At 55.0% G+C, this 19421-nt stretch carries 18 protein-coding genes; 6 read left to right on the top strand and 12 right to left on the bottom strand.

Translation table 11 applies throughout. The features are described from left to right. Positions 1-231 precede the first annotated feature (231 nt). From rpsO to rimP, 9 genes are read right to left on the bottom strand one after another with little or no spacing between them, the layout of a single operon-like run. Positions 232-501 carry a 30S ribosomal protein S15 gene (gene rpsO / locus ACLL9E_RS06320; RefSeq protein WP_409643718.1) on the bottom strand — a complete coding sequence of 90 codons (270 nt, stop codon included), beginning with the start codon at positions 499-501 and terminating at the stop codon, positions 232-234. 16 nt (positions 502-517) lie between these two features. Next, complete coding sequence (gene truB, locus ACLL9E_RS06315; protein ID WP_411290892.1) at positions 518-1477, bottom strand: tRNA pseudouridine(55) synthase TruB; 960 nt, start codon at positions 1475-1477, stop codon at positions 518-520. 31 nt (positions 1478-1508) lie between these two features. Further along, positions 1509-1931 (bottom strand): DUF6491 family protein, encoded by a 423-nt coding sequence (locus ACLL9E_RS06310; RefSeq protein WP_411290891.1) that lies wholly within the window; start codon positions 1929-1931, stop codon positions 1509-1511. Between the two features lie 53 nt (positions 1932-1984). Next, complete coding sequence (locus tag ACLL9E_RS06305) at positions 1985-2566, bottom strand: thymidine kinase (RefSeq protein ID WP_411290890.1); 582 nt, start codon at positions 2564-2566, stop codon at positions 1985-1987. Then, positions 2566-2994 carry a 30S ribosome-binding factor RbfA gene (gene rbfA / locus ACLL9E_RS06300; RefSeq protein ID WP_411290889.1) on the bottom strand — a complete coding sequence of 143 codons (429 nt, stop codon included), beginning with the start codon at positions 2992-2994 and terminating at the stop codon, positions 2566-2568. Before rbfA ends, ACLL9E_RS06305 begins: the two co-directional genes overlap by 1 nt. A gap of 29 nt (positions 2995-3023) precedes the next feature. Continuing rightward, complete coding sequence (infB, locus tag ACLL9E_RS06295) at positions 3024-5561, bottom strand: translation initiation factor IF-2 (RefSeq protein WP_411290888.1); 2538 nt, start codon at positions 5559-5561, stop codon at positions 3024-3026. 21 nt (positions 5562-5582) lie between these two features. After that, positions 5583-6329, bottom strand: a complete 747-nt coding sequence (locus ACLL9E_RS06290; protein ID WP_411290887.1) for a DUF448 domain-containing protein — start codon at positions 6327-6329, stop codon at positions 5583-5585. Further along, positions 6271-7914 (bottom strand): transcription termination factor NusA, encoded by a 1644-nt coding sequence (gene nusA / locus ACLL9E_RS06285; protein ID WP_411290886.1) that lies wholly within the window; start codon positions 7912-7914, stop codon positions 6271-6273. The genes ACLL9E_RS06290 and nusA overlap by 59 nt, the downstream gene beginning before the upstream one ends. Positions 7915-7917: 3 nt before the next feature. Then, a complete protein-coding gene (gene rimP, locus ACLL9E_RS06280; protein WP_411290885.1) occupies positions 7918-8478 on the bottom strand; it encodes a ribosome maturation protein RimP in 561 nt (186 codons plus the stop codon). Positions 8479-8664: 186 nt separating this feature from the next. On the opposite strand from rimP, the gene ACLL9E_RS06275 reads away from it, so the two are divergent. Next, on the top strand, positions 8665-9798 hold the full coding sequence (locus ACLL9E_RS06275) for a PQQ-dependent sugar dehydrogenase (protein ID WP_411290884.1): 1134 nt from the start codon (positions 8665-8667) through the stop codon (positions 9796-9798). Positions 9799-9817: 19 nt separating this feature from the next. Here ACLL9E_RS06275 and ACLL9E_RS06270 read toward each other — a convergent pair whose 3' ends face one another. Then, the gene (locus ACLL9E_RS06270; RefSeq protein ID WP_411290883.1) at positions 9818-10678 is read right to left on the bottom strand and encodes a DUF1499 domain-containing protein; all 861 of its coding nucleotides are present in this window, start codon (positions 10676-10678) and stop codon (positions 9818-9820) included. A 124-nt stretch (positions 10679-10802) separates the two neighbouring features. On the opposite strand from ACLL9E_RS06270, the gene ACLL9E_RS06265 reads away from it, so the two are divergent. From ACLL9E_RS06265 to ACLL9E_RS06250, 4 genes are read left to right on the top strand one after another with little or no spacing between them, the layout of a single operon-like run. Further along, positions 10803-11342, top strand: a complete 540-nt coding sequence (locus tag ACLL9E_RS06265) for a GNAT family N-acetyltransferase (protein WP_411290882.1) — start codon at positions 10803-10805, stop codon at positions 11340-11342. A gap of 38 nt (positions 11343-11380) precedes the next feature. Continuing rightward, positions 11381-11932 carry a DUF1285 domain-containing protein gene (locus tag ACLL9E_RS06260; protein WP_411290881.1) on the top strand — a complete coding sequence of 184 codons (552 nt, stop codon included), beginning with the start codon at positions 11381-11383 and terminating at the stop codon, positions 11930-11932. Beyond that, a complete protein-coding gene (locus ACLL9E_RS06255) occupies positions 11929-12501 on the top strand; it encodes a CoA pyrophosphatase (protein ID WP_411290880.1) in 573 nt (190 codons plus the stop codon). Before ACLL9E_RS06260 ends, ACLL9E_RS06255 begins: the two co-directional genes overlap by 4 nt. Continuing rightward, the gene (locus ACLL9E_RS06250) at positions 12498-13724 is read left to right on the top strand and encodes a CCA tRNA nucleotidyltransferase (protein ID WP_411290879.1); all 1227 of its coding nucleotides are present in this window, start codon (positions 12498-12500) and stop codon (positions 13722-13724) included. The genes ACLL9E_RS06255 and ACLL9E_RS06250 overlap by 4 nt, the downstream gene beginning before the upstream one ends. On the opposite strand, the gene ACLL9E_RS06245 is transcribed toward ACLL9E_RS06250, so the two are convergent. Both ACLL9E_RS06245 and parC read right to left on the bottom strand, forming a co-directional pair. Continuing rightward, entirely contained in the window at positions 13682-15370 is a 1689-nt protein-coding gene (locus ACLL9E_RS06245; protein ID WP_411290878.1) for a putative bifunctional diguanylate cyclase/phosphodiesterase, read from the bottom strand. The two genes, ACLL9E_RS06250 and ACLL9E_RS06245, sit on opposite strands and share 43 nt — an antisense overlap. Positions 15371-15488: 118 nt before the next feature. After that, positions 15489-17813 carry a DNA topoisomerase IV subunit A gene (gene parC, locus ACLL9E_RS06240; protein ID WP_411290877.1) on the bottom strand — a complete coding sequence of 775 codons (2325 nt, stop codon included), beginning with the start codon at positions 17811-17813 and terminating at the stop codon, positions 15489-15491. Positions 17814-18028: 215 nt separating this feature from the next. Between parC and purB the strand changes: the two genes are divergently transcribed. Continuing rightward, positions 18029-19339: an adenylosuccinate lyase gene (purB, locus tag ACLL9E_RS06235; protein WP_411290876.1), complete on the top strand. Its 1311-nt coding sequence runs from the start codon at positions 18029-18031 to the stop codon at positions 19337-19339. Positions 19340-19421: the final 82 nt, after the last annotated feature.

The raw sequence follows: 19421 nt of genomic DNA, 5'->3' as shown, positions 1-19421 counted from the left end.
AACTCGATTGATACAGTTTTCGTATTAAACATAGATTTTCCTTTGACCCGCATGCCCAATGCGATGCGGGGCCTCTTGAGTTGCGGACATACCGATCCGCTGCGGATGGGGCATTTTGGAGCCCCGATGGCAGTCCAGCCTCATTGCCGGAGTGCCCTTTTCATGCTCGCCTGAAGCATATTCAGGAGACGCAATACGCAAACGGCCCGCCGAGGCGGGCCGAAAGTGAATTTACTTACGAAGACCGAGCTTCGCGATGAGGGCGGCATAACGCTCGCCATCGATTTTTTTCAAATAGTCGAGAAGCGAACGACGCTTGTTAACCATCTGGAGGAGACCACGACGCGAATGATTATCCTTGTGGTGGTCTTTGAAGTGGGAAGTCAGGGCATTGATACGGTCAGTCAGGATTGCGACTTGCACTTCTGGTGATCCGGTATCGTTAGGCTCGCGTGCGTGCTCTTTGATGACCTGGGCTTTACGTTCTGCAGTAATAGACATATTTTTCCTTCGAACATCACGGAGTAAGGTTAAAGCCACGGACAGTTTTCAATGTCCCGTCGATGTTCTCTACAAGTGCAATAGGCCGCAAATCTGCGCCCCTCGCCCAATGTAGCCCACCTTCCATGGCAATCCCGGTCAAGACGCGGCCCTGTTGGACCGCCCTTGCCTGTTCCGGGGAGAGATCTAGAGCCGGGATGTCGACCAGCCCTGCCTCTATCGGCAAGATAATGTCTTCTTGGGCGGCTCCTTGGCCGAATGCATTCAGTTTGTCCAGCGAAATCGCGCCTTGAAGGCTGAACGGACCGGCCCGCGTGCGGCGCAGCATCGAGACGTGCCCGACGGTACCAAGGGCATAGGCGATGTCACGTGCCAGTGAACGAATATAGGTGCCTTTTGTCACATGGGCAGATAACGTCACCGAGCTCAACGGCGCGTCACCCTGAACTTGGTTCTGGGTATCACTTTTATCCGGTTCTAAATAAGATGCTGAAACAAGTTCAGCATGACAGAATTTGAGTTGATAGACTGTGACAGCCCGCGACTTCATCTCGACCACTTCCCCTGCTCGCGCCAAATCATAAGCGCGCTTGCCGTCGATTTTGATCGCTGAGTAGGCAGGAGGTATTTGTTCGATTGGACCGGTAAATTGCGCGAGCACTTGCTGCAGTTGTACGACCGTTGGCCGCACGTCTGAAGTCGCAACGACCTCGCCCTCTGCATCAAGACCAGTTGTTTCCGTTCCAAAGCTGATGGTAAAATCATAAGACTTGGACGCATCCAACATCCGTCCGCAAAGCTTCGTCGCCTCACCCAACGCAATCGGTAGCACCCCGGTGGCCAGAGGATCGAGCGTTCCCCCATGGCCTACCTTGATTTTGCCAAAACCGGCACTGCGCAAATTACGCTTTACTGCTGCCACCGCCTGCGTTGACCCAAGCCCAAGTGGTTTATCAAGAATGATCCAGCCATGCATGCCTTGCGCTTTACGGCAGCGATTTCTTAAGTCAATTTGAAGGGGCGACGACTTGCTTGCCAGAGGCTATCGTCTGTTCACGCAATTTCTGTCTTTCTTTGCGCGGCAACGGCTTGTTTGCAGTCACCAAACTTGCAATCGCACATCGCTCGCCTCGAACAATGATATTGCTAAATTTGTCAAAAGATGCAGATCCGCGCGTATCGAAACCGATAGCCTGCGCAAAATTCAATCCCTGACATCCGCCAAGCAATTCAGCATAATACCAGCGGCGTTGCCGATCCTCTAACCAAATACCTTCATTACCGTCTGGTTCGAAATTTCGTATGGCACCCTGATTGGGGAACACGATGCGTGCTTCGACACCAAGTTCGGGCCAGATATGGTCTACCGGCTTTTTAGCCTGAACAGGCGCAGAAAAAGCGGTTGCAACGATCAAAATAGCCAATGCCATATGTTTCATAAACCCAAGCATATCGAGCTTTGGATGAATACCAAATGAAAAGTTTAGTTGTGGCCCCGGGCTGCATTAAAATGTTTACGGCACATCGCGATATAACGTTCATCGCCGCCGATTTCGGTTTGCGCGCCGTCGACGACAGCTTTGCCGAATTCATCAACGCGAAGGTTCATGGTCGCTTTGCGTCCGCAATCGCAGACACCTTTTAATTCAACGAGACTGTCGGCAATGCCAAGCAAGGCAGCGGAACCCGGAAATAGTTCACCCTGAAAATCGGTCCTCAGCCCATAGCAGACAACCGGAATTCCGGCTTCGTCTGCAAGGCGCGCCGCTTGCCAGACCTGTTCTTTAGTCAAAAACTGCGCTTCATCGATTAAAACGCAAGCCAATGGTGTTTCGCGATGTTGGACAAGCACGGCATTTTCGATGTCGGTAGTCGGCTCAAATCGGCTGGCGTCACCCGCCAAGCCGATCCGCGAGCTAATCGCGCCAAACCCCGGCCGGTCGTCGATAGCCGCAGTCCACAGCATCACCTTCATGCCTCGCTCGCCATAATTGAACGCTGCCTGCAGCAATGTTGATGATTTGCCCGCGTTCATCGACGCGTAGTAGAAATACAATTTGGCCATCAGCCAGCGTCGTTGGCGGACTCGTCCGCTTCTTCGTCCGTCAGATCCTGTTGGACCTTTGGCGCGCTTAACAGGGTTTCGATATGCGTTGCCTGATCAAAGCTGTCATCCGCCAAAAATTTCAGCTTTGCTGCATATTTCATGCTTACACGCGCCGCGACTTCCTTTTGAAAGAACGCGGTGTTTGTGCGCAGCGCCTTGAGCACCACCGCTTCATTCACCCCAAGTAACGGCTTGATAAACGCAGTCGCATGACGAAGATCAGGTGACATACGCACTTCAGTTACGCTGACGCTATGGCTGTTGAGAATGTCATCATGCACCTCGCCGCGCGCAAGCAATTCCGACAATATATGCCGAAACTGTTCACCTACGCGCAGCAGGCGGACCGAGCGGCCCTCTGGGCCAGTGTCGTTATGTTTAGCCATAATTTTCCCCTCTCAGGTCCAAGCTAAAATCACAACGTCCGTTCACGCTCCTCGATCTCGAAGACTTCAAGCATATCGCCTGCCTTGACATCGTTGGTATCCGCCAAGACGACACCACATTCGAGGCCAGCGCGGACTTCGTCGATATTGTCCTTGAAACGGCGCAGCGATGCAATCGTAGTTTTCGACACGATGACGTCCTCGCGGGTAAGACGGGCATATAGGCCCTTCTTGATGACACCCTCGGTGACCAACAGACCAGCGGCCTTGTCGCGCTTGCCCGACTTGAACACATCCTTGACTTCGGCACGTCCGACGACAGTTTCGATGATTTCTGGCCCCAACTCGCCCGCCATTTCCTTGGCGATGTCGGCAGTCAGGTGATAGATTACGTCGAAATACTTCAGGCGCACCCTGTCACGTTTGGCCAAGGCAGCGGCTTTGGAATTTGGACGCACGTTGAACCCGATGAGCGGCGCATTTGACGCGGCAGCGAGCAACATATCGGACTCGGTAATACCACCAACCCCGGCGAGCAACACGCGCACCTTGATATCGTCAGTCGAGATATTGTTAAGCGCCGTGACGATCGCCTCGACCGAACCCTGCACATCGCCCTTGATAACCACCGGATATTCCATGGCGCGCGTGGCGGACAGATTGTCGAAGAGATTTTCGAGGTTTGGCGTAACCTGAGCGGTGCGGACCTTGGTCGACTGTTCCTTACGGTAGAGCGCAACTTCACGCGCACGCGCTTCGTTTTCCACAACGGTCAAGACGTCGCCAGCCGACGGAACACCGGTAAGGCCAAGTACCTCGACGGGTGTCGCTGGGCCGGCTTCGGCAACCTGCTGTCCCTTGTCATTAATCAACGCACGGACCTTGCCGCTTTCGGCGCCGACAACAAAGATGTCACCGCGCTTCAACGTCCCGCGCTTGACGAGGACGGTTGCAACAGCGCCGCGGCCTTTGTCCAATTGCGCTTCAACCACAACGGCTTCAGCCGCACGGTCAGGGTTCGCTTTGAGTTCCATGACTTCGGCCTGCAACGCGAGCTTTTCAAGCAAGGTATCAAGGCCAGTCTTTTTCAGCGCCGAGACTTCAACGTCCTGAACTTCGCCGCCCATCGCTTCAACCACGACTTCATGCTCAAGCAAACGCTCCCGCACCTTTTGCGGGTTTGCGCCTTCCTTATCGACCTTGTTAATCGCAACGATCATCGGCACGTTAGCAGCTTTGGCATGCTTGATGGCTTCAATCGTCTGCGGCATCAGGCCATCGTCGGCCGCAACGACCAAGATAACGATGTCCGTCACCGAAGCACCGCGCTGACGCATTTGCGTAAAGGCTTCGTGGCCCGGGGTATCAAGGAAAGTGATGACCGAGCCATCCTTTGCCTTCACCTGATAGGCACCGATATGCTGCGTGATTCCGCCGGCTTCACCCGACACGACATTTGCACCACGTAAGGCGTCGAGCAACGAAGTTTTACCATGATCGACATGGCCCATCACGGTTACGACTGGTGGGCGCGACTTCATTGTTTCAGTCGCATCCACATCTTCGTCATGGACAATATCGACATCGGCATCCGACACGCGCGTTATGTTGTGGCCAAACTCTTCAACCAGCAATTCTGCCGTATCTTGGTCGATGGTTTCGTTGATTGTGACAGGCATGCCCATTTTGAACAGCGCCTTGACCAGATCGCTGCCCTTTTCGGCCATACGGTTGGCGAGTTCTTGCACCGTAATGGTTTCAGGGACCACAACGTCACGAGTTTGCTTGACTTGCGCCTGACGGCTGCCGCCACCATGCAGACGCTTTTCCTTTTCGCGCGCGCGTTTCAATGCGGCGAGTGAGCGTGCACGTGCGCCATCGTCACCCTCAAGTGCGCGCGTAACAGTAAGCTTACCCGATTGGCGGCGGTCGTCGGCGGCACCACGCGTTGGGCGATGCGGCGCCTTCTTGACTTCCTCACGCTCGCGCTCAGGACGCTTTGGCGCTTCGACTGGCGTAAAACGACGGGGCGCCGGTGCTGCGCCATCCTTGTTTGTATCTTCTGCCACAGGCTCGAAAGTTTCTGTCGCGGCAGGCGCCGGTGCATCGGCAACAGGCGCCACAGGCGCTGGTGCAGCCGCTTCTTCGCGGTTTGCCTGAGCACGCTGCTTTTCTTCTTCGGCGCGCTGTGCACGTTGTTCGGCCTCGCGGCGGCTGCTTTCTTCAAGCACGGCAAGACGCGCTTCTTCGGCTTCGCGCAGCAACTTTGCCTGACGTTCCTGTCGGCTTAGCATCTCATTGCCCGTCGGACGTGGCGCTGGTGCCGCAGGCGCGGGTGTCGGTGTGGCAACGACTGGCGCAGCAGCGGGGGGCGGAGATGGTGGAGCGACCTCTGGTTCGGGCGCGTAACCTGGCTTACCGACCAAGCGCTTCCGCTTCACCTCAACCACAACCTTATTGGTGCGGCCATGGCTAAAGGTCTGTTTGACTTCACCTGACTCCAGCGAGCGGCTCAAAGTGAGCGGCTTGCGCGTTAAAGTCGGTTTATTATTGGTATCATCACTCATCGAAACAGAACCCGTCCTTACTCAGTCAATTGCGGAGATGTCACTATCCAGGCCCCGCAAGTCCGCAACCGAAGCAGCGGAATCGAGTGGCGCATTACTGCATCCTTTAAAATTTAGCCAGCGTCCAAGATGATGCATCACCCTCTCCGCTGCTTTTTGGTTAATCAGCGCGACATGCACTGCATTCTGTCGCCCGAGCGCCGATGATAATGCATCGCGGTCCACAGGCAGTTTCAGACCGCCCTTACCGGACCCTTCGGCATCCTCGCCAACGCGCCAAGCTTGATCACGTTTACCACTGCCATCGCTGCTCGCATCAGACGCGTGTAACAGCAGCCGGACTTGTCCGCTTCGCGATGCAGAATCTATTTTTTCCGCACCCAGAATGAGGTGACCAGCGCGTGCTTCCAAGCCCAAGCGATCCAGAAATGCCTTTTCCAAGCCGCGTTCAATGCGACCAGTCAGGTCACCAATGATCTCGATCTTGTCGGTTTTAAATGCACGACGCAGAACTCCAGCAAGCTTGCCCTTGGCCAACGCCTTGGACAATTCGTCACTGTTCACCCCAATCCATGCCCCACGGCCGGGGGCCTTGGCGAACAGATCGGGCGCGATGCTGCCGTCGGGGCCGAGGGCAAGCCGGATTAGCTGGGATCGAGTCCCATGCTCACCGGATAATATGCACTTCCTTATTGGGGAGTGTCGGTTCTCATTGAGAGTCGTCCGCTGCAATCGCGTCCTCCTCTTTAAGTCCTGGTGCGGCGGCACTGTCTTCGTCTTCGAACCAGTGCGCACGTGCTGCCATGATAATCTCGTTGCCCTGATCTTCCGACAGACCAAAGATGGCGAGAATGCCGGCCTTATCCTCGGTACGGTTACGGCGCATCTCGCGATCGCTGCGTTCATTGCGACGCGGCTCGCGCGCCTTTTGGATCAGTTCGTCGGTGGCGAGGTCAGCCAAGTCGTCGAGCGTCTTGATTCCAGCCTTGCCCAGAACGACTAACATCGCTTCGGTCAAGATTGGCAATTCGGCAACGGCGTCTTCCACACCCAATTCACGGCGCTCGGCGCGATTTGCTTCTTCGCGGCGATCCAGCGCTTCTTGTGCGCGGTTCTGAAGTTCTTCAGCGAGACCTTCGTCAAAGCCTTCGATTGCAGCAATTTCAGCCGGGTCGACATATGCGACTTCTTCAAGTTCGCTAAAGCCCTCAGCAACCAGCAATTGTGCCAGCGTTTCGTCGACATCCAATTCCTGCTGGAACATTTCCGAACGCTCGACAAATTCCTTCTGCCGCTTCTCGCTCGATTCCGCTTCAGTCATGATATCGATACCGCGGCCCGTCAATTGTGACGCCAGACGGACATTCTGTCCACGACGGCCAATAGCGAGGCTCAATTGATCGTCAGGGACGACAACTTCGATCCGGCCTTCTTCTTCGTCGATGACAACACGGCTCACCGTTGCTGGCTGAAGTGCGTTGACGATGAATGTTGCGGTGTCTTCCGACCATGGGATAATGTCGATTTTTTCGCCCTGCATTTCCTGCACGACAGCCTGAACGCGGCTACCCTTCATGCCTACGCAAGCCCCGACAGGGTCGATGCTGCTGTCGTAGCTGATAACACCGATTTTGGCGCGGCTTCCGGGATCGCGGGCTGCGGCCTTGATTTCAATGACGCCGTCATAGATTTCTGGCACTTCTTGCGCGAACAATTTCTTCATGAAATCTGGATGTGCGCGGCTCAACAGAATCTGCGGACCACGATTTTCTCGCTGCACCTTCATGATGAGTGCGCGAACGCGATCACCGCTGCGTACAACTTCGCGCGGAATTTGCTGGTCGCGGCGGATAACGCCCTCGGCGCGGCCCAGATCAACAACGACATGACCAAACTCTACCGACTTTACCACGCCAGTGATGATTTCACCCGTGCGGTCCTTGAACTCTTCAAACTGTCGCTCACGCTCTGCGTCGCGCACCTTTTGAAAGATCACCTGCTTGGCAGATTGCGCATCGATCCGACCAAGATCAACGGCAGGCAGCGGGTCTACGATAAAGTCGCCAACAACGGCGCCCTTTTGCAGCTTTTCCGCCTGCTTCAGGTCGACCTGCTTGAAATAATCTTCAACCTCTTCCACGACCTCCACAACGCGCCACAGGCGCAAGTCACCGGTCTGGGTATCCAACTTGGCACGGATATCGTTTTCAGCCCCATAGCGGGCCCTGGCGGCGCGCTGGATAGCTTCTTCGAGCGCTTCGATAACAATCGACTTGTCGATCATCTTTTCGGTGGCGACCGCGTTTGCAATTGCGAGCAATTCAGCCTTGTTGGCGGCAATACTACTGGCCATGTTTTAGTCTTCCTGTGCTTCGTCGTGAATGGGTTCAGCCTCTACTTCGTCCGCCCCATCGCTGTTGATGGGCGCAGTCGACGCAATAAGGCGGTCTGTCAAGAGCAGCTTGGCATGGCCAAGCGCTGAAAAGGGAAAGGTCAGCCGTCCGGCCTTGCGGTCGTTGACATGGATGTCCTCGCCATCGACACCAGCAAGATCCCCGCGAATGTTCTTGCGGCCATCCATTGGCTCGCTCAGCTCAATCTTGGCTTCATGTCCAACCCAGTCCGAAAAATCGGCCAATCGGGTCAGTGGCCGATCGATTCCGGGTGAGCTGACCTCAAGCCGATAGGCTTCAACGATTGGGTCAAGCTCGTCAAACAAGTCCGATATACGATGAGAGAGCGCAGCGCAGTCGTCGATGTTCAACTGCCGCGTTTCGGGCCGCTCGGCCATCACCTGCAAGGTAGGCTCATCACTGCCCTGCGCGCCGTTGGAAAACCACGCCACGCGCACCAACGAAAAGCCAAGCGCTTCCGCTTCAGGTGCAATCAAACTGCTTAGCTTGTCCAGATCAGGCAAATTCGGTCTCTCTTAGGCAACATGCAATGAATTTCGGCGCCGGCTCCAGTGGCGCCAGCCCTTCCAAGTTCTCACAATGTAAGGATGACAGGGGTATAGCTCTGAAGGCTTTCATATGCAAGTGTCTTGCACATCGAACAGTTACACCCCAATTGAAACTGGCAACTATCACAGGAGCTTTGCATTATGTCCAAATTGTCTTTCCTGCTTGGCGCGTCATTTCTGGCTGCCGCCTGCCAACCCGCGGTTAGCGACGCCGCCTCTACCAGCAACAGCGATAAGCCCTTTGATGTCGCAGTGGTGGCAGATTTTGAAGAACCCTGGGCCATGACGTTTGTGCCCGGAACGCCTTATGCTCTCGTTACCGAGAAGAAGGGGAAACTAAAACTTTGGAACGATGATGGCTCTGTCGTTGATGTGTCAGGCGTACCTGCGGTGGCATATGGCGGTCAAGGCGGCCTTGGTGATGTCATTCTTCACCCCGACTTTGCCAACAATAAATTTGTCTATCTGAGCTTTGCAGAAGCTGGTGAAGGCGGATTTGGCGCGGCAGTTGCGCGGGGCAAGCTTGATATGGCGGGCGGCAAACCTGCGATAACTGACGTACTGGTAATTTGGCGGCAGGAACCAAAAGTGTCTGGCCAAGGACATTACGGTCATCGACTCGCATTTGGTCCAGACGGCATGTTGTATATCAGCAGCGGCGAACGGCAGAAATTCGATCCCGCGCAAGATTTGAACCAAAACCTCGGCAAGATTGTGCGGTTAACAGACGGAGGCATGGTACCTTCGGACAATCCGTTTTACGACCAAGGCCGCGTCAAATCGCAGGTCTGGTCATATGGCCACCGAAACCCGCTTGGCATCGCATTTGATGCGCAGGGCCGTTTGTGGAACCAGGAAATGGGACCAGCAGGCGGTGATGAGCTGAACCTTGTGAAAAAGGCCGCAAATTACGGCTACCCAACCGTTTCAAATGGTGACCATTATGACGGCAGAAACATTCCTGACCACGCGGCAGGCGACGGTTTTGAAGCGCCGAAGGTCTTTTGGAACCCTTCCATTTCGCCCGGTGGCCTAATGATTTACTCAGGTGAAATGTTCAAAGATTGGAAGGGCAGCGCGTTTCTCGGTGGCCTCGGTGCAAAGGCTTTGGTCCGCGTGAAACTGGATGGCGAAACAGCAACTAAAGCCGATCAATGGGACATGGGCGCGCGCATCCGCGAGGTCGAGCAGGGCCCCGATGGTGCAATCTGGGTGCTTGAAGACGAACGCGCTGGCTCTCAGGGCCGCCTGTTGAAGCTGACCCCGAAAAAATAACCTACTAGTCGGCGGCGCCTTATCGCGCCGCCGATACTGTTCCAGTCAAATCTGCGAGAAACGAGCGAACCCGTTTCGCGTTCATACCAAGATCGCTTGCGCCGACGCGGCTTACCGAGCGCATGTCGACAATGCTTCCCTCGCCAGTATCCGAAGGACGGACGCGCAACACCACATCGTCCTTAAACTGAAAAAATGCACTGGTTTCGGTTGCTTCCAAACGACCTTCTTCAGGTAAGGCGATCGCCACATCCCAGTCACGAGCTTTGGCAAGACGCTCGGCCTTGGCAACAACCATCGGGACTGGCTCATTAATGCGTACAGAGCGAATGTCGCCGTAATTTTTCTGGTGCACAACGGCCCAGCGCTGCTGGGGGGTAAGTCCACGCATTTCCTCATCGTCAGCACCCGGGACATTATCCAGATTGTCGGCGCGCAATTGCAATGTCTGAAATGCGGGCGGGTCAGCAAGATCAGTCGAGACATCGTGAATCGCAGGGACTGTGAGTGCCTTAAACAGAAATGTCCCAACCCAGCCGACATAGATCAACGCTGCCAGCATTCCGGCCCAACGTCGTGTGCGCGGTGGCGGCGTTATCGCTCTGCGCGCACGCCACCCCTGCAGTAGGCCAATCAAAATGGCACCGATACCCAAGAAAAACGCCCATGTAAGGCCTTTTAATCCAGAGGTATATGCCCAGAAGCCCCAACCAGTTCCGACGGCGGAGACCAACCCCCATGCCAAGGCGCCTACGCCTGCAATCAACACCAGATAACCGGCAAAATCCTTTTTCGCAGATGGCAGCACCGCCGGTTGCGCCGGTGCCGGTGAAACTGTCGCGTCCGCGGTTTCGTGGGGTACTTCCTGATCGTTCACCATTTTATCTCCTGCGGGACGATATTTTGTAAGGTGGACCGGGTAACCTATGTTCCGCCGAAACGCAATTTGTCGGGCATTTTTATGTGACCCTAACCGATATTCGGTTGGACAATGACCTCGGGCAATGACAGTGGACGCCAATGTTGGTCCCATATCACAAAATAGCCCGGTAAGCGTAACCATGACGTGTGCAAGGCCGTTATCCAATGTATCCGAAAGCGCATTGAGCGCGCTCCTTGATGATGCATTTGGCGCCGACAGGCAACGCCGGACGGCCTATCTGCTTCGTAAGGGCATGACTGTGATTGACCACCTTTCCTTTGCAATATCCGATGGCGATATGCTGGTTGGAAGCATCCAATGTTGGCCCATTCGTGTGGCTACTGCGCCGTTAATATTAGTGGGGCCAGTGGCTGTTGCGACAGACCAGCAAAATAACGGTCTCGGAAAACAGCTCATGCAATCAATGTTGGCTGCGGCCACTACGCACGACGCGCCAATGGTCATGATCGGTGATCCCGAATATTATGGCCGCTTCGGCTTTTCTGCCGGGGGTACTTCAGGTTGGGCTTTGCCTGGCCCATGGGAGCCGCGCCGTTTATTGCTTCGCAACACCACGATGGCCGAACTCCCCGTGTACGGCATGCTTGGCCCCGCAGACTAGGCTTTGACGACTGCCGGCTTTGCCCGTATCGCTACAATATGCCTTATGAAGCGCCTGATCTCGCCAAATTAAACCTGTCGGACATTGCAGAACTGGTTGCGACACGAAAGTTGCCACCTGTGGAAAGCTGGGAGCCTGCAACCGAAGGCGATAGCGAAATGCAGATCGCAGCCGATGGTAAATGGTTTCATCAAGACGGCGAAATCACGCGCCCGGCAATGATACGCGCTTTTTCGAGCTTACTGCGCCGTGATGCAGACGGGCGGCATTGGCTTGTTACGCCGCAACAAAAGCTCTCGATCATTGTGGAGGATGCCCCCTTCATTGCAGCCGAGATGCAGAGTGAAGGCGAAGGCAAGGCCCGGACGCTTGCGTTCCGGTTAAACAGCGATGACTTGGTTTTCGCAGATGCCGACCATGCAATACGGCTGCGAAATGGCCTGTTGTATTTGCACGTACGCGGCGGACTTTGGGCAAAGCTTGCTCGGCCAGTATATTATGAACTCGCCAATCTGGCCCTCGCAGAAAACCCGAAAACCCCCTGCATTTGGAGCAAGGGTGCGCAATTCGATCTGGCAACGCCTGAATGAACTGGCGCACCCGGCTGCAAACGGCGCTTGATCCCGCATTCAGCATCGAAGTTGAAGACGAGCGGTATCTCACGACAGTAATCCACCGTGCAGCGGCCGTGTTGATCCCCATTACCAACCGGCCAGAGCCTGGCGTTATTTTGACCCAGCGGCCAAATTGGCTTCGAAGCCATGCGGGTCAGGTGGCCTTTCCCGGCGGGAAAGTCGACGAAGGCGACGAGAACACTATCGCGGCCGCGCTGCGTGAAGCGCACGAAGAATTGAATATTCCGCCAGCGCAGGTTGAGATTATCGGAGTTGCTGACACTTATTATTCCGGCAGCGGCTACAGTATTGCGCCCGTTGTGGGAGTCATTCCGCCGGACCTCGACTTTAAACCCAACCCGGACGAGGTCGAGGACTGGTTCGAAGTGCCGCTTGCGTTTCTGATTGATCCCGCCAATTCAATCAAGAAACAGGCGACTTGGAATGGCCAGCAGCGCAGTTATTATGACATCCAATGGGGTGAACGACGGATATGGGGCGTGACGGCGGGGATAATCGCCAATTTGGTGCGCAGGCTGACATGACCAAAATACTTCCCGACGCAGGATGGCAGCACGCCCAAGGCCTGAAAAAAGTTCTGGCGTTGCTGCAAGATGCCCATGGCGGACCGCGTTATGTTGGCGGCGCGGTGCGCGATACATTGCTTGGGCTGCCGGTAGCCGATGTCGACATTGCAACGGCCCTATTGCCGCTTGAGGTCATCGACCGGTTGGAGTCTGGGGGTATTAAGGCCATCCCAACCGGTATCGAACATGGGACAATCACCGCAGCCGTCGATGGAAAGAATTACGAGATAACGACGCTTCGCCGCGATGTCGCAACCGACGGGCGCAGGGCAACGGTAGCATTTGCGACTGACTGGCGTGAAGACGCTGCACGTCGTGATTTTACCATCAATGCCTTATATGCTGACCCGGCGACCGGGGAAATCTTCGACTATTTTGACGGCTCGGGTGATTTGCAGAAACGCCGATTGCGATTCATTGGGGATGCCCATCAACGGATTGCAGAGGATTTCTTACGCATCCTCCGCTATTTCCGCTTCCTCGCAAGATATGGCAGTGGCACGCTTGACCCTGAGGCTATTGATGCATGCGCTGCCGGCGCGCACGGCCTGACTGCGCTCTCGCGCGAACGGATAGCACAAGAACTTACGCGCATATTGGCGTTGAAGGACCCGGTCGTATCGGTGGGCTTGATGGTTACGCACGGCATTTTCACGCCATTTTTACCCGAGCTTTCGGCAACAGCCGCAGATGATTTACAACGCCTTGTTGAACGTGAGCAGAAATTTGCACAACCCGTCTCACTCCCTGCCCGTTTTCTGGCGCTTGTGACCTCCGATGCGATCGCCGTCGACAAAGTTACGGCGCGTTTGAAACTGTCCAACAAACTGCGTGAGGGGTGCGCGAGACGGCTGCAAGCGCCTACACCGAACGCTGGCAATATTCGGGCTATTGCTTACGGTACAGATATTGACACCGCGCGCGATGTTGTCATGCTTTTTGCTGCGGATTGCGACGTCCAGAACTGTCTTGCACGGTTGAACGGTTGGGAAAGCCCAAGCCTGTCGATCAAGGGTGGCGCACTTATCGAAATGGGACTTCCGACTGGCCCGTTAGTCGCGCAAACCCTCCAGGCTATTGAAACCACTTGGGTCGAGGAAGAATTTCCCGACAAAGAACGCCAATACGCACTGGCGCGTCAGGCGGTCAACACGGCCTTATCGGCCATCAAAAACGCATAAGCGTCATCTTCGCAAAGCGGCCGGGCATAATAATAACCCTGTCCATCGGAACAGCCAAGTCGCCGGAGAATGAGCGATGTTTCTTCGCACTCAATGCCTTCTGCCGTCGTCTTCATGCCAAGCGCCCGCGCGAGAGACAATACAGTACGGACGATCGCGCGTTTGTCTTTGTTGACGGTCATTTCTGTCACAAAACTGCGGTCGATTTTCAGCACGTCAATCGGGAGTTGCTGCAAAAAAGCTAAATTGGAATATCCGGTGCCAAAGTCATCCATGGCTACATCCGTGTCGAGACATTTCAGAGCATCGAGCAGTTTTTTGGCACGAACAGGGTCGTTGATAAATGCACTTTCGGTCAGTTCAATCGTCATTCGGTTACCGGCTACGCGCTCCCCGTCAAGGGCCTGCGATACGGCTTCGACGACATCATCACGTTGCATTTGTACGGCAGACATATTGACCGAAATGCGGAAATCTTGTTGGCGATTAAGCCGCGCGTCCCACTTTGAAATCGTTCGGGCCGCCTCCTCCAACGCCCATCGACCCAAAGGCACAATCAGTCCGCTTTCTTCGGCGACTGGAATAAAATCGACCGGGGAGATCGGCCCGTGGTCGGGATGATCCCAACGGGCGAGCGCCTCAAACCCGCTGAGCGAACCACTGTCGAGATCGACGAGCGGCTGGTAATGCAGTTTCAGCTCGCCACGCTGCAAGGCCCGCCGTAAATCCGTTTCAAGACTAAATCTTCGCCGTTCCATATCGACTGACCCAGCCGCATATAATTTAAACGACTTTGACGATTTTGCCTGCTTGAGCGCAATCTGGGCATGGCGCAAAGTGTCTGTGGGCTCATCCTGACTGATAATACCAAGGGCACCCGCCAATGCGCATTCAACCTGAATTTCAAGGTTGGACAGTTTGCAGGGTTCGACGAATGCGTCGCCCAGCCGCTGAGCAATCTTCGCAATGTCTGCTGTGTCATTGTCTAACTGCACAAACAGCGCAAATTCGTTGCTGCCGAGCCTACCCAATATCTCGTTGCTGCGAATGCGCGCATTTAAACGGCGCGCAACGGTAATGATCAATTCGTCGCCAGCAACGGCCCCGACTGATTCATTTACTCGACTAAAGCGCGCCAAATCAACCAAGATGATGGCATATGCCGCGCTGCCGCCCGAGACTAGCATCTTGCCAACCGCATCCTCTACCTGTTCTTCGAACCCGGTACGATTGCAGAAACCCGTTAGGCTGTCGCTCAACATTTCGCGGCGCAAGCTTGCGCGGTTAACGGCTTCCGCGGTTCGGTCGAACATGGAAAGTAAAAACATATCGCCGGTGATGCCAAAGCGCGCAATGCTGATTTCCAGTTCGCGCGGATTAATCATATCATCCGAACGCCAGCATTCGACAAGCGTATCACGTTTATCTCTCGCCATTGCCAATATGCGATCTGCAATGCTGGCCATGTCCAAACCCGATGACCGCCCGAACCCCAGCGCAAGATGTTCAAACTTGTCGTTTGCAGCGACACGCTCAACGCTATTAAGGTCGGTCCGAAAGAGGGCGCCTGCAATTGGCAGAGCCGCAAGCCAGGCAAATTCGGCCACAGCTATGCTGACATGTGGCGTCGAGACACGCGCAAGCATGCTTCTCTCTGCTATGTTTTTTGCATGTGGGAGGCGACCGATTTTGTTCATTATCCACGGTCATGGAGGACGATTGTAAAAAATCGTCACTATTTTCATGGTTAATATCTAACTAAAATCAATCAAATTGGTTGTTTCTTGGAAAACCTTGTGGGGGCAAGCGCCCGGCGGCACCACGTGCGACGCGCCACAAGGACATATCATTCTCTGTCCGCATCCGTCCGCTGTCACCGCCCATGGCCCAGCTTAGACCTTCGCTCATACGGAAACAGATGGCATCGGCAAGTCCACCGTCCTTGTAACGTTGCAAGGTCACTCCCTGCCCCTTGGACATTTCAGGTATCTCGGTCATCGGGAACACCACCAATTTTCTGTTGTCGCCTACGACAGCGACATATTGATCGCGCAATAGGGCTTCGTCGGCCGATTCAGCCGGTGCGAGACGAACGACTTTAAGTCGGGTGCCTGGCTTAAGCGTAACGACGCCGCGTCCCTTGCGGGTTTCGGCGATAATGTCTCCTATGCGCGCAATGAAACCCTTACCCGTTGTTGCCGCAAGCAGCATGCGCCCATCAGGAATGGCAGGAAGAACGGCGACAATGTCGTTGCCTGCCTCGATGTCGATCATGGTCCCAACTGGCTCGCCAAAACCACGCGCACCGGGAAGCTTATCCGCGCCCAGCGTGTAGAAACGGCCATTTGCAGTGGCGATCAGGATCTTGTCGGTAGTCTGTGCATGGAAGGCAAAGGCAGGGCCGTCGCCCTCTTTGAATTTGAAATCGGCGCGCGCTGACAAATCAGCATGGCCCTTCATCGCCTTGATCCAACCGCGCTTGGACATGATCACCGTTACAGGTTCGCGTTCGACAAATGCCTCAAGCGAAATTTCACGCGCCTGGCCGGCTTCTTCGAGGCTGGTCCGGCGCCGGCCCAACTTGGTTTCCTCGGCGTAGTTCTTCCGCAGAGCCGACAGGTCCTTTTTAAGCCGTGTTTTTTGACGCGCCGGACTTTCAAGTAATTTAACGAGTTCCTCGCGCTCGGCCTGTAACCCTTCAAGCTCGCGTCGCAGCTCCATTTCCTCAAGCCTGCGAAGCGATCGCAAACGCATATTCAGAATAGCTTCGGCCTGCCTGTCATTGAGCTGAAACTCCGCCATCATCAGCGGTTTTGGTTCATCTTCGGTCCGGATAATCTCGATAATGCGGTCGAGGTTCAGATACGCAATGATGTACCCTTCAAGCAGCTCCAGCCGTGCATCGATTTTATCTAGCCGGTGTTGCGACTTGCGGACGAGAACTTCAATCTGGTGCTTCAGCCAATTGAGCAACACCTCACCAATTCCCATGACCTTTGGTGTTCGGTCCGCGTCCAGAACATTCATATTTAGCGAAAATCGAGTTTCCAGATCGGTCAGACGGAACAGCGCGTTTTTCAGGTCATCGGGGTCCACATTCCGGCTTTTAGGTACCAAAACTATTCGGATTTGCTCATCGCTCTCGTCGCGAATATCATCGAGAATAGGCAACTTCTTGTCCGCAATAAGCTGAGCGATTTGCTCGATTAACTTGCCCTTTTGGACTTGATACGGAATTTCGGACACGACAAGCTGCCACGTACCACCTGGAAGCTTCTCCACGCCAGTTGGCTCCCAACTGTTATTGTCCTGCCATCCTGTCGAAAAACGCGCCCGTACCCGCATTGCGCCGCGCCCGCTGGCATAAGCGGCGCTGATGACGGCGCGGCTATCCACCAGCACGCCGCCTGTCGCGAAGTCGGGCCCGCGGACAATGTCCATTAACTGGTCATGACTTGACTGCGGCTCGTCGATCAGCAGCATGGCTGCGTCGATAATTTCCGCGGCATTATGCGATGGAATGCTCGTCGCCATACCGACTGCAATACCACTCGCTCCGTTTGCCAATAGGTTAGGGAACAATCCGGGCATCACCTCAGGCTCTTCGTCTTCGCCATTATAAGTGGGCCTGAAATCGGTCGCATTTTCATCAAGCCCGTTCATGAGCTCGATTGCGGTCCGCGTCAGCCGGGCTTCCGTGTATCGGTAGGCTGCGGCGTTATCGCCGTCGATATTTCCAAAGTTGCCCTGCCCGTCGACCAATGGATAGCGAAGCGAAAATGTCTGTGCGAGGCGCACCATCGCGTCGTAAACTGACTGGTCGCCATGTGGATGATATTTACCGATAACGTCGCCAACTACACGCGCACATTTTTTGTATCCGCTCGCCGGATCGAGCTTCAACAGCCGCATGGCCCATAGCAGCCGCCGGTGAACGGGTTTCAGCCCATCGCGCAAATCTGGCAGCGACCGCGCCGTAATGGTTGACATCGCGTAGATCAGGTAACGCTCTGACAGAGCCGCATCGAACGGGGCATCGACTATTGCGTCGAACGGATCTTCTACGGGGTCATCAACAATATCGGCCATTGTTGCCCCGATAGCGAGCCAGCAAGCTGTCGCAAAGCGGCGATTGCAGCAATCCACAGCTTAATGAAGATTTGGTGACCCGTCACTGAAACTCAGGTGATACTTTCAACTAAAGGATCTCGCTTCCACGCGTTGGTGCGATGGGGCGTTTTGACGGTTGCGGGCGCGCCTGCTAACGGGACCACGACTCTCGCAATAACAGGAAAGAAGCCGCCATGATCCCACGTTATTCCCGCCCCGACATGGTGAAGATTTGGGAGCCGGAAAACCGTTTCCGCATCTGGTTCGAAATTGAGGCCCATGCCACTGACGCGCTTGCCGAACGGGGTGTGGTACCTGCTTCTGCTGCGGAGGCACTTTGGAAATGGTGGGACACAAATCCGACCATTGATGTCGCGGCGATTGACGCCATCGAGGCGGTGACCAAGCACGACGTCATTGCCTTCCTCACATGGGTTGCTGAACAGGTTGGTGACGAAGCGCGCTTCATGCATCAGGGGATGACGTCATCCGATGTGCTCGATACCTGCCTTGCGGTGCAGTTAACTCAAGCAACCGATTTATTACTTGCGGATATGGACGCATTGTTGGCCGCAATAAAAACTCGCGCCATGGAGCATAAGTTCACACCTACAATCGGCAGAAGTCATGGTATTCACGCAGAGCCCGTGACCTTTGGGATGAAGCTTGCGCAAGCTTATGCCGAGTTTGCCCGCGGACGCGAACGTCTTGTTACTGCACGCGCCGAAATCGCCACTTGCGCAATTTCGGGCGCAGTCGGCACCTTTGCCAATATTGACCCCGCTGTCGAAGCACATGTCGCTGCAAAGCTTGGTCTTGCGGTTGAACCCGTTTCCACGCAAGTCATCCCGCGTGACCGCCACGCGATGTATTTCGCGACGCTGGGCGTCATTGCGTCGTCGATTGAGCGTCTCGCAACCGAAGTGCGCCATTTGCAGCGCACCGAAGTGCTGGAGGCTGAGGAATATTTCTCGCCAGGTCAAAAGGGCAGCTCAGCAATGCCGCACAAGCGCAACCCCGTTCTTACCGAGAACCTCACTGGCCTTGCCCGTATGGTGCGCGGCTATGTCACACCTGCCCTCGAAAATGTCGCGTTATGGCATGAACGCGATATCAGCCATTCCAGTGTCGAGCGGTATATCGGCCCCGACGCAACAATCACGCTAGATTTCGCGCTGGGTCGGCTGACAGGCGTTATCGACAAATTGTTGATCTACCCCGAACGCATGCAGAAGAATCTGGACCGGATGGGTGGGCTTGTCCACTCACAGCGCGTGCTTTTGGCGCTGACTCAAGCCGGGATTAGCCGCGAGGACAGCTATCGCATTGTGCAGCGTAATGCCATGAAGGTGTGGGAATCAGACGGCGCGGAATCGCTCATGGAATTGCTTAAAGCCGATCCAGATGTCGCTGCGAAAATGACGGCTTCCGAAATTGAGGAGCGCTTCAACCTTGATTATCATTTCAAGCATATCGATACCATCTTCGAGCGGGTATTCGGTTAACCGCAGGCAGTCTCAACACCGCGTTTCGACCAATAATCACTACCCACTACCCAAAGCGGGAAAGTTGCCATAAGCTGCATGT

Source organism: Sphingorhabdus sp. (genome assembly GCF_046596595.1).
GTDB lineage: Bacteria > Pseudomonadota > Alphaproteobacteria > Sphingomonadales > Sphingomonadaceae > Sphingorhabdus_B.
The sequence above is the reverse complement of the archived record's forward strand: the minus strand, read 5'-3'. Positions and strand labels throughout refer to the sequence as shown.

What these genes read in the sequence shown, in the direction of transcription:
- rpsO (WP_409643718.1), bottom strand. Translation starts at nt 501, where the DNA reads ATGTCTATTACTGCAGAACGTAAAGCCCAGGTCATCAAAGAGCACGCA.
- truB (WP_411290892.1), bottom strand. Translation starts at nt 1,477, where the DNA reads ATGCATGGCTGGATCATTCTTGATAAACCACTTGGGCTTGGGTCAACG.
- ACLL9E_RS06310 (WP_411290891.1), bottom strand. Translation starts at nt 1,931, where the DNA reads ATGGCATTGGCTATTTTGATCGTTGCAACCGCTTTTTCTGCGCCTGTT.
- ACLL9E_RS06305 (WP_411290890.1), bottom strand. Translation starts at nt 2,566, where the DNA reads ATGGCCAAATTGTATTTCTACTACGCGTCGATGAACGCGGGCAAATCA.
- rbfA (WP_411290889.1), bottom strand. Translation starts at nt 2,994, where the DNA reads ATGGCTAAACATAACGACACTGGCCCAGAGGGCCGCTCGGTCCGCCTG.
- infB (WP_411290888.1), bottom strand. Translation starts at nt 5,561, where the DNA reads ATGAGTGATGATACCAATAATAAACCGACTTTAACGCGCAAGCCGCTC.
- nusA (WP_411290886.1), bottom strand. Translation starts at nt 7,914, where the DNA reads ATGGCCAGTAGTATTGCCGCCAACAAGGCTGAATTGCTCGCAATTGCA.
- ACLL9E_RS06275 (WP_411290884.1), top strand. Translation starts at nt 8,665, where the DNA reads ATGTCCAAATTGTCTTTCCTGCTTGGCGCGTCATTTCTGGCTGCCGCC.
- ACLL9E_RS06270 (WP_411290883.1), bottom strand. Translation starts at nt 10,678, where the DNA reads ATGGTGAACGATCAGGAAGTACCCCACGAAACCGCGGACGCGACAGTT.
- ACLL9E_RS06265 (WP_411290882.1), top strand. Translation starts at nt 10,803, where the DNA reads ATGACAGTGGACGCCAATGTTGGTCCCATATCACAAAATAGCCCGGTA.
- ACLL9E_RS06260 (WP_411290881.1), top strand. Translation starts at nt 11,381, where the DNA reads ATGCCTTATGAAGCGCCTGATCTCGCCAAATTAAACCTGTCGGACATT.
- ACLL9E_RS06255 (WP_411290880.1), top strand. Translation starts at nt 11,929, where the DNA reads ATGAACTGGCGCACCCGGCTGCAAACGGCGCTTGATCCCGCATTCAGC.
- ACLL9E_RS06250 (WP_411290879.1), top strand. Translation starts at nt 12,498, where the DNA reads ATGACCAAAATACTTCCCGACGCAGGATGGCAGCACGCCCAAGGCCTG.
- ACLL9E_RS06245 (WP_411290878.1), bottom strand. Translation starts at nt 15,370, where the DNA reads ATGCTTGCGCGTGTCTCGACGCCACATGTCAGCATAGCTGTGGCCGAA.
- parC (WP_411290877.1), bottom strand. Translation starts at nt 17,813, where the DNA reads ATGGCCGATATTGTTGATGACCCCGTAGAAGATCCGTTCGACGCAATA.
- purB (WP_411290876.1), top strand. Translation starts at nt 18,029, where the DNA reads ATGATCCCACGTTATTCCCGCCCCGACATGGTGAAGATTTGGGAGCCG.